The organism is Dyella sp., from assembly GCF_036568765.1.
In the GTDB taxonomy this organism is placed as follows: Bacteria; Pseudomonadota; Gammaproteobacteria; order Xanthomonadales; family Rhodanobacteraceae; genus GSA-30.
The window spans coordinates 1-7,980 of sequence record NZ_DATCRY010000293.1; the positions used below are offsets into that span (position 1 = coordinate 1).

The 7,980-nt window shown below is 63.1% G+C and carries 4 protein-coding genes and 1 pseudogene; 1 reads left to right on the forward strand and 4 read right to left on the reverse strand.

What is annotated here, in order from left to right; genetic code table 11:
• Positions 1–8: 8 nt before the first annotated feature.
• Entirely contained in the window at positions 9–920 is a 912-nt protein-coding gene (locus VIM98_RS18525) for a YeiH family protein (protein ID WP_331994582.1), read from the reverse strand.
• A 156-nt stretch (positions 921–1,076) separates the two neighbouring features.
• Positions 1,077–2,516 carry a metalloprotease TldD gene (gene tldD, locus VIM98_RS18530; RefSeq protein WP_331994583.1) on the reverse strand — a complete coding sequence of 480 codons (1,440 nt, stop codon included), beginning with the start codon at positions 2,514–2,516 and terminating at the stop codon, positions 1,077–1,079.
• A 126-nt stretch (positions 2,517–2,642) separates the two neighbouring features.
• Here tldD and VIM98_RS18535 point away from each other — a divergent pair, with 126 nt between their 5' ends.
• Complete coding sequence (locus VIM98_RS18535) at positions 2,643–3,854, forward strand: sterol desaturase family protein (protein ID WP_331994584.1); 1,212 nt, start codon at positions 2,643–2,645, stop codon at positions 3,852–3,854.
• 12 nt (positions 3,855–3,866) lie between these two features.
• Here VIM98_RS18535 and VIM98_RS18540 read toward each other — a convergent pair whose 3' ends face one another.
• Complete coding sequence (locus VIM98_RS18540) at positions 3,867–7,718, reverse strand: YhdP family protein (RefSeq protein WP_331994585.1); 3,852 nt, start codon at positions 7,716–7,718, stop codon at positions 3,867–3,869.
• A 33-nt stretch (positions 7,719–7,751) separates the two neighbouring features.
• Positions 7,752–7,980 (reverse strand): annotated as a pseudogene (locus VIM98_RS18545) (Rne/Rng family ribonuclease); the annotation flags it as partial.

Here is a 7,980-nt window from a genome sequence, read left to right on the forward strand (position 1 = left end):
CTCCTGCTTCAATGCAATCCGTCCCAATGGCCGGCAAACAGATGCGCCGACAATACATAGCCCACCACGATATTGACTGCCACGCCGGTAGACAAACCGAGCGCTTTCGATGCGAACGGCAGCACGAAGATCATCACGATAGCCCAGAGGACCACCAGTGTGATGGCGACCGATGCTTGCTCGCGCTTGGCACGCACCGCACCTGCCGAAGCGATCGCAGCCGAGACACCGCATACCGCGCCGCCGACGCCCAGCACGGCGGCAAAGCGCTTATCCAGGCCCAGCGCGCGACCGGCCAGAAAGATCGTGAAGAATGTCACCAGCGACACAATGGTAGCCTGCCCTACCGCCACCGGGCCCGCCCAGACGAACAAGGTCAACGGCAACGTCGCGCCGAGCAACACAATGCCGACCTTGATATAGAACTCTACGCGCAATCCAGCGAGGAACCATTCCGGCAAACGCACCAGGTTGGATACCAGCAAACCCAGTACCAATGCCACCAGCGGCGGCTCCAGGTTGTAATGCGACGCCTGCGTCCACGCACCGACAAAGAAGATCGCTACCGCGGCGACGAACAAGATCAGGAACGACGGCAGGAAATGCACCAGCCGCTGCCCCAGCACCGCCAGGCCCGAGCCGAACAGCAGGGCGAACAAGGCGAATAGGGCAACGTAGTTGGGCAAATGCGCGGTGAGGTCACCGACCGCCTGGCCCACTTCGCTCCATTTCGCCGGCGCCACCGCCAGCCATTTGATGCTGGACCCTGAGGCGAACAACGCCCAGGCCACGACAATCAACCCAAGACCCAGCCAGACCGACCACCAATCCTCGTTCGAGAACAGGCCTCGCCCGCGCCGTGTCGCAACGCTTTCCGACGCTTGCGCACCTGTGGGCAAGGTGGATGTCACTTCGCTCATTTGAACGCCTCCGAAAACCATCGATCGGCTCTGCCGCGCAAGAACGGCACGCCCCCACTGAACTTTCATTCAGCGGAGGCGGGAAGCGAAATGACTTTGCGCTCTATATTTATGCCCGGCGAACGAATCCGGAGAAGCGGACGTCTGGACGTCCGTTCAGGAAGCGGTGCCGCCGACAGTCATGCCGTCCACACGCAGCGTCGGCTGGCCCACGCCCACGGGCACGCTCTGGCCATCCTTGCCACATACGCCCACACCCTCGTCCAGCGCCAGATCGTTGCCGATCATCGAGACGCGGGTAAGCACATCCGGGCCGCTGCCAATCAGCGTGGCGCCCTTGACCGGACGGGTGACCTTGCCATCTTCGATGAGGTACGCCTCGGAAGCGGAGAACACGAACTTTCCGTTGGTGATATCGACCTGGCCGCCACCGAAATTCACGGCGTACAGGCCCTTTTTTACCGAGCGGATGATTTCCTGAGGATCGTGCTGGCCGGCGAGCATGTAGGTATTGGTCATGCGCGGCATCGGCAGTTGAGCGAACGATTCGCGACGGCCATTGCCGGTCGGGACCATGCCCATCAGACGGGCGTTGAGCTTGTCCTGCATATAGCCTTTGAGGATGCCGTCCTCGATCAGCGTGGTGCATGACGTCGGAGTGCCCTCGTCGTCGACGCTCAGAGAGCCGCGGCGACCGGGCAAGGTGCCGTCGTCGACCACGGTCACGCCCGGTGCCGCCACGCGCTGGCCCAGGCGACCGGCGAAGGCCGAGCTGCCCTTGCGATTGAAATCGCCTTCCAGGCCATGGCCAATGGCCTCGTGCAGCAGCACGCCCGGCCAACCGGGCCCAACGACTACCGTCATGCTGCCGGCTGGCGCGTCGACCGACTCGAGATTGACCAGGGCTTGGCGCACCGCTTCATCGGCGAAAGCCAGGGCGCGGCCATTGGCGATCAGTTCGCGGTAGCCATAGCGACCGCCCCCGCCGGACTGCCCCTGCTCGCGTCGGCCATTCTGTTCGACGATCACATGGATATTCAGACGCACCAGTGGCCGCACATCGGCCGCCAGGGTGCCGTCGGAACCGGCTACGAGGACGGTATCCATCCCGCCGACCAGGCTCACCACCACCTGTTTGACGCGCGGGTCGCGCGAACGCGCATACGCGTCCACTTCACGCAGCAAGGCGATCTTGTCGGGATTGGGCAAGCTTTCGACCGGGTCGATCCCCGGGTACATGGCCTTGGCGCCATTCAGCGCCAGCGGCCGGCCTGCGCCGTTGCCGTCGTGCGCGATGGCACGGGCCGCCCGGGCGGCATCGAGCAGCTGTGGCAGCACGATCTCATCCGAATAGGCAAAGCCGGTTTTTTCCCCGCTGATCGCGCGCACCCCCACACCCTGCTCGATCGAATGGCTACCGTCCTTGACGATGCCCTCCTCCAGCACCCACGACTCATTACGGGAATGCTGGAAATACAGGTCGGCCGCATCGATCGACGGCCCCATCAGCTGGGCGAAAACGCGCTCCAGGTCGCTGGTGGCGAGGCCACCCGGGGTCAACAGTCGGCTCGTGGCCAGGGCAATCGGGGAATCCATGGATGGGGGCGTCGCTAGGGGAAACAGGCTACCAATATGGGGGAGAACGCGGCCGCTTTAAAGCGGCGACGCCAATCCCCGATCCAGTGCTTGTAACATCCGTGCAAATCTTGTGAAGGAACACCCATGAGCGATTCAAGCAAGCCCGATGTCCTGCATCAGATCGTCGACCGCGCCAAGGCACCGGTGGACGAAGCACGTGAACTGCTGAAGAAGGATGGACACCTGCGCGGCAGCAGCACCGGCGTAACCACAGTGATCGCCCTGTCGCTGGGCTTCCTTTGCCTGCTTGGCGTGCTGGCTTTCCATTATCCGCAATACCTGACAACGCCGGAGTTGCGCCACAAGTACTCCGTCGACCTGCTGCGTCAACTTCTGCTGGGCGGCCTGCTGGTTTCGGGCGGCATCGCGCTCGGCAATATCATTCTTCAGCGTCGGCGGAATCTAAATTTGCTGGCGTTCGCGATGGTGATCGCCGCGACGGCGCTGGGCGGCTCGCGCGTGCCGGTGGGCAACTTTCCGGACCACACGCCTTATGTGGGGCTGGACTGGTTCATCCTGGACCTGCTCGGCTCGACCTTGATCTTCGTGGCGATCGAGAAACTATTTCCGCTATACAAGGGACAGGCCGTTTTCCGCAAGGAATGGCAGACCGACCTGAAGCACTTCGCAGTGAATCACTTCATCGTCGGCCTGATCTTGCTGGTGGTGAACTTCCTGTTGCATCACCTGTTCGGATGGCTGCAAAGCAGTCAGTTCCAGCAAATAGTGCACAACATCTGGTTCGTGCCGCAGCTGCTCTTGTGCATCCTGGTTGCCGACCTCGCGCAATACTGGACCCATCGCGCTTATCACGAAGTGCCGTGGCTGTGGCGCTTCCATGCGGTGCATCACAGCGTGAAGACCATGGACTGGCTGGCTGGATCACGCCAGCACATTCTCGAGCTGATCTTCACACGCGTTTGCGTGCTTGCGCCGCTGTACATCCTGGGTTTCAGCGAAGCGGTGATGAACGCCTACATCATCGTGGTCGGCTTCCAGGCCGTGTTCAATCATGCCAATGTGCATCTGCCGTGGGGGCCGCTCAAGTACGTCATCGTGACGCCGGATTTTCATCACTGGCATCACGCTTCCGACGAGGAAGCCATCGACAAGAATTACGCCGCGCACTATGCGTTCCTGGATTATCTCTTCGGCACGGCGGTGAAGTCGCCCAAGACATTTCCAGAAAAGTACGGTGTCGTCGGCGACTACATGCCAGACGGTTTCTTCCGCCAGCAGATGTTTCCGTTCAACGGCAGTACGAAGCCGGTAACCACCGAAGAGCGCGCACCGTAAAAGGCGCGCGCTTCACGGCGCGGTCGATGCGGCCGGCGCCGGCGCGCTTTTGTCCGCCGGCGCGATCACCGGCTTGTCCCACGTGCCACTGATTCGATAGCGCTTGGCCGCGGCGTGATTGAGGCCATGTCCGAGCAGGCCCTGTGCCACCACGCCTGCGGCCACACCGATCGGGCCGCCGATCACCGCGCCGACCACTGGCAAGCTGTTGCCGACATGCGGAATGACCACCACCTGCTGGTCATAGTCCTTGGTGCGCAAACCCGTGCGGCCGGTGATCGAGATGGCCGCTGCCGGGCTCAGGATCTTCATGTTTTCGGTGGTCGCATTGCCATTGGCTAACGCGAAATCGCCGGTGATCGAATCGAAGCCCAGCCCCTTGCCGAATACGTCACCGAAATCCAGCGAGAGGCGGCGTGGGAGTTCCAACACGGAGACCAGGCCGAACAAGCGACCCACGCCCGGCGTGACTTCCGGAATGCGGCCAGTGCTGACGTTGACGCTGAGCTTGCCGTCCATATTGGCCAGATCCATGCCCGACGGCGAGCCGGGCCAGGTCGCATCGATCTGGGCACTCGTCTTGCCGCCGGCGACCAGGCCCTGATAGCCGAAAGCGTCGAGCATGTCGCCCAGACTTTGCGCGGAGAAATCGATGCGCAGATGGGTATGGCTGTTTTCCGGCGTGCCGTTCCAATCGCCCGCGGCATTGATCTGCACGCTGCGCGATTGCGTGCGGATCTGGTCGATATGCATGCCGCGATCGGTCGGCCAGGATTCGAAGCGCGCCTCGCCCAGCCGGGCATCGCCGAAGCGCAGGTCGCCGATCCATAGGTGGAAGGGCGGCAACGCCGAGGGGTTCATCCCGGTAGCCTCCGGATGTGCCGGCGGCTGTACCTCCGCTTCGCCCGCCGTGGAGGCCGGCGCCGGCGCACCCGTGATTTCTTTTTTCGCTGCCGGCGTGTTGTCCTTGGGCCAGTACAGGCGCTGCAAGCGAGCAGTGACACCGCGCTTGCGCAGATCGTCGGTAGGCACGTCGAAATGCCCGGCCAAGCCACCACTGACGGCGTCGATGCTGAGCGAGTTGGGCTGCACCGTCGTCTTGATGCCCATATCGGCAAACAGCCGTCCGAAGACCTGCGCTTCGTCGGCCTGGACGTCGACACTTTCCAGGCCCGGCCCGCCCGGACCGTTGCCGGACATGCTGGCCTGCACCCAACCGCTGACATCCAGTTTGCCGGCATGACCGCGAATACGCATGCCTTTGTTGGGCAAAATGTCGGGCGTACCGGTACCGAACAGGATGCTCGCCGCCAAGGGTTTGGCGTCGCCATCGGGCAGTCGAAGACGCGCGCGCGCCACCGAGCCCAAGGCAAGCTGCAAGTCTCCACCATTGACCGGCAGGCCGAGGGTCAGATGTAACGGCAGGGTGGCATCGGCCTCCTTGTTCAACGGCGCCGGGAATTTCAGCGCGGTACCGGTCAGCGCCGAGTCGATACTCAGCGTCTGTGCCGACTGTCCGGCCTTGGCAGCGGAAGCAATATCGAAGCCGATCGTATATTCGCTGCGACCGTCTGCAACGTCGTTGAGCCACTGCAAGGGCGAGTAGCCCTGGATCAGCTCCGGGATGCTGTAGCGTCCGTTGAGGCGCGCCGAAAATACCGTATCCGGCTGCCCGGTTGCGCCAGCGATCGCCAGGTCCAGCTTAGCCGGCTGGCCGCGGAATCCGGCATCCAGCGGGCCGGCATGAAAGCCATGCGCATCGAACGTCGCCGGCCCGCCGAGCTTGTCCAGCTTGACGTTCCAATCCGGTGCATTGAAATCGATGTCCTTGAGCTGCGCCTGGCCATCGAGGGTGAAATCCTTGGCATCTTTGATCGGCAGAACCAGGTGAAAACCGAAGTTGCCGCCGCCGGTCAGGCTGAACTTGGAAAGCACGTCCGCTTGTCGGCTGCCGATCGGACTGGAACGTACGAAGTCGATCATGCTCGGGCCGGTACCGGAACCGTTGACGGTCAGGTCTAGCGTGGTATTGGCAAAATCCGGAATGATGGCAACGGCTTTCTCCGCCTTGTTGCCCAGAGATTGCCCGGCACTCGCCTCGACCTGCATGCCATTGTTGATGAAGTTGGCCACCGCGACGATGCCGTCGGCACGCGGCCAATTCCGCCCGTAATCGAGCACCAGATCGCTGATCTCGGCGCGCGCCTCGAAGCGGCCTTCGTTGTGACGGAAAGGCCAATCGTGCAGGTCGCCGCGAATCAGCACGTCGCCACGATTGACGTTGCCGTCGACCAGCGCTCGATCGAGCCAATCGATCGCCGATGGCGGCATGGAGTCGATCGGCCAGAAGAGCTTGGCAGCTTCGACGTTGGCGTGATCCAGCCTGGCATAGAGATCCAGGAAAGGACGGCCGCCAGCATCCGGCAGCGCGGCTTGGCCGCGAGCCTGGCCGCTGAAACCTTCGCCATCGAAGTCGAACTGCTCGGTGCCGATATGGAACGCGTCGTCCTCGTGCCAGAAAGCAATGTCGCCAGCCAACCGGGACATCGCAAAGGGTTTGCGGAAGGTATGGGGGAAACTGACGGTCGTTGCCTGGGCGGGAAGACTGAGCGACATCGACTCCGGATCGCCGCGGAACTCGCCCTGCAGGCTGGTCAACCCTGGCAGCTTGCCGATCGGATCGATGCCCAGGCCCTGAAAGCGCGCCTCGAGATAGGTCAGGCCTTCGTTGCGACTGAACCGCATCCCCGCGCTGACGATTTCGCCACGCGGCTTGCCCTGCCCCAGCCATTGCGCCAGACCGACAGACAACTGCGGCTTGAGCGCCAGCCAGGGCAATAGCGGGCCCAGTTGCAGATGGCTGGCAGCCACTTCGCCGCGAGCCTGGACGGTATCGAGCTGATGCAGTTGCAATGCCAGCGCGCTGCCATCGTCGCCGAGCCAGCGAATATCGAAACCGTCCTCGATGCGCAGAAGCTGCGCCCGGCCATGCAGGGGCGGCGCCTGCACCCGGACGCCGGACGGTGTCTGCACCGCCAGGCCATCCAGATCGAAGCGGGTCAGGTTACGGACGACCTTGCCCTGCTTCCAGTCCAGCCAGCTGGCGAACGTACCGCGCCCGGCCAGCGCCTGGTAACCGCCCAGGTCGATCCCCGCCAGCATGTCGCGCAGGTCGGCATCCACGCCACTGAGCCATAGACGGCCGTCCAGACCGTCCTCGCGAAAATCGCCCGCGCCGCGCAGCCGCCCTATCGTGCCCTCGCGATGCAGCAGCATGCCGGCGCGGATACGCCCTCCCTGCCGACTCAGGCGCACCTGGTCGGCGATCAGGATGTAGTGCTTGTCCGTGCGCTTGTCGTTGATATCCAGGCGCAGGTCGTCAAGCCACAGGCCGACCGACAGGCGCCCCAGCGAAACGTTCTGGCGATCCGTCCCGCCGCTGACGCCTATACCGTTGATGTGCCAGGTGCCGTCGATCTCGTGCGCCAGATCCAGTTGCAGACCGCGGGCACGCAGGTTGACCAGGTGCCGCGACGGTAACAGCCATCCGCCGAAATCCAGTTTCAGCTCGACCTGGGGGATACGCAGCGCCATACCGCCGCCCTCGCCCGGCCCGACGGTGACATCGCGCAGCAGAAAGGAGGGCCCGGAGCCCTGCCAGTGCCCGTCCATTGCGGCGAAGCTGACCGGGCGATGTAGCTGCGCGGTCAACTGGGCCGCCACCCATTGCGGATGACGTGCCAATAGCGGCAGGAACAACTGGGTCAGGGCAACGATCACCGCAAGGGTGATCACCGCAATGCCCACGGTCCAACCCAGGGCACGCGCAGGGCGATGCCATCCCGTGTGCCAGGCCTTGCTCATGCGAGGTGGCAACGGACATGGATGGGTGGGCGGTTACAGCAAAACCACATCGAACTGTTCCTGCGAATAATGCTCTTCAGCCTGAAAGCGTATGCTTTTTGAGATGAACTCTTCCAATTCGGCGACTGCTGCGGACTCTTCTTCCAGGATACGGCCGACCACTTTGGGACTGGCCATGACCAGCAGCTTTTCGGCATTGAACTGCCGCACCGCGCGGGTGATCTCACGAAAGATCTCGTAGATCACCGTCTCGGCGGTTTTT